This is a genomic window from Streptomyces boluensis (assembly GCF_009908195.1).
In the GTDB taxonomy this organism is placed as follows: Bacteria; Actinomycetota; Actinomycetes; order Streptomycetales; family Streptomycetaceae; genus Streptomyces; species Streptomyces boluensis.
Genome location: NZ_JAAAHS010000687.1, coordinates 1 through 1695, shown reverse-complemented (window position 1 = coordinate 1695; position 1695 = coordinate 1). Strand labels below are relative to the sequence as shown.

The window sequence follows — 1695 nt, the reverse complement described above, 5'->3', positions numbered from 1 at the left end:
TTCCCGAACTGGGGCTCCGCCCCGCACCCTCACGACCCGCACAGCACCCGCTCCGCCGCCACCGGATCGTTCGGGAAACGGAACCCCGTGCGGGCCCAGGACCCCGTCAAGTTGGTGACGAACCGGTCCAGCGTCAGCGGAGCCTCGGACGCCGCGCGCAGGTCGGACAGGGGTGGGCAGTTCAGGGCCCGGCGCGCAGCCGCCACCTTGGACGGGTCGGCGCCCGGCGGGAGTTCGCGCGTGCCCCGGTCCGCGAGGATCCACTCGACGGGCAGGTGCTTGTCGTGCCCGACGCGGCCCCCGCGCAACTGCTCGGAGTGCGCGGCCAGCGGGTACGACAGACCGATCGTGTCGAGGGCCGCGCCGGAGAGCGGGACGGCGGTGCCGTTCATGCCGAGGACGTCGTGAACCCCGGTGACCGTGGGCCCCGCGCCGGCCACCGCGGTCGGGCCGAGCAGCAGGCGGGGCGGCTTCGCGGTGCGGGCGAGGGCGCTGTACGCGGCGTGTCCGCGGGCCCCCGCGAAGGTGTGCCGGACGGGGTGCGGGTCGGCGTTCTGCTGGACGTAGACGCCGCGTTCGTCGGCGATACCGGCGGGGCCGAGGCGACCCTCGTACGGGATGCGGAGCCAGCTCGCGCAGACCAGGGCCCAGACGCCGACGGCCGTGGCGGCGAGGGCGAAGGGGCGGGTGGCGGGGACCAGGAAGACGGGGAGAAGCAGCAGGAACAGGCCGGGCAGCAGCATCCGCCCGTGCATGAAGTCACCGCCGACCTTGATGACGTACAGCCAGCAGAGCAGGCCCGCGACGACCGGCGCGAGGACGGGGATCAGCCGGGTGCGTGCGGGTGGGGTGCGCAGCAGCGGGGCACGGAGCAGCGCGGCGAGGATGAACAGGGCGGGCAGCCATAGGAGATAGGGGCCCGCGAGGTCGCCGAGGTAGCCGAAGCCGCGGCCCCAGAGGCTCTGCGAGGCCTCCTTGGTGACGCCGGGCAGCGGCACCAGGTGCCCGTAGTAGCCCGCGCGGAACACCTCGTACGCGAGGGGCGCCGCGAGGGCCGCGCCGAGCCCGGCGAGGGTGCGCCGCGGGCCGGGCCTGACCATGAGCCACTGGGCGGCGAGGAAGACCACGGAGACGATGCCGAGGTCGGGCCGGACCAGCGGGCCGAGGCCGAGGAGTACGCAGGTGAGGGGCGCGGCGGGCGCGGTGCTGAGGAGCAGCCAGGCGGCGGCGAGCCAGCAGGTGGCGAGGCCGGTCTCCAGACCCGAGGTGGCGAAGTCCCAGACGGGCGGCAGCGCGAGCAGTACGAGGGCGCCGAGCGGCAGCGCGCGGGACGTGCCGTACAGGCGCAGGCAGCCGAGGGCGGCGAGGCCGAACCCGGCGGCGGTGAGCAGCAGTCCGCCGTACACGGCGGCGGTGGCGATGTCCCAGCCGGGCAGTCCTGCGGCGACGAGGAACCACTGCCAGAGCGTGCCGGTGGAGGACTCGGCGCGCTCGCCCGGATTGAGGACGGGGCCGTTGCCCGCGAGGATCTGCCGGACCGTGCGGACGTAGATGTGGCCGTCGTCGGACATCCAGCGGCGCTGGTACCCGGCGACGAGGATGCCGAGGACGACGAGCACGGGCAGCGGGCGGAGCGCCAACTGCCGTTTGCGCGCGCGTGTGTTGAGGGGGTGGGCGGGCCGCGCGGCGGCGCGG

The 1695-nt window shown here is 75.3% G+C and carries 1 protein-coding gene; it reads right to left on the bottom strand.

Going from position 1 to position 1695, the window contains the following annotated elements; translation table 11 throughout:
* Window positions 1-29: 29 nt before the first annotated feature.
* Window positions 30-1695, bottom strand: a 1666-nt coding sequence (locus tag GUY60_RS37445; RefSeq protein WP_161705957.1) for an arabinofuranosyltransferase AftB family protein, incomplete at its 5' end; no start/stop codon positions are given.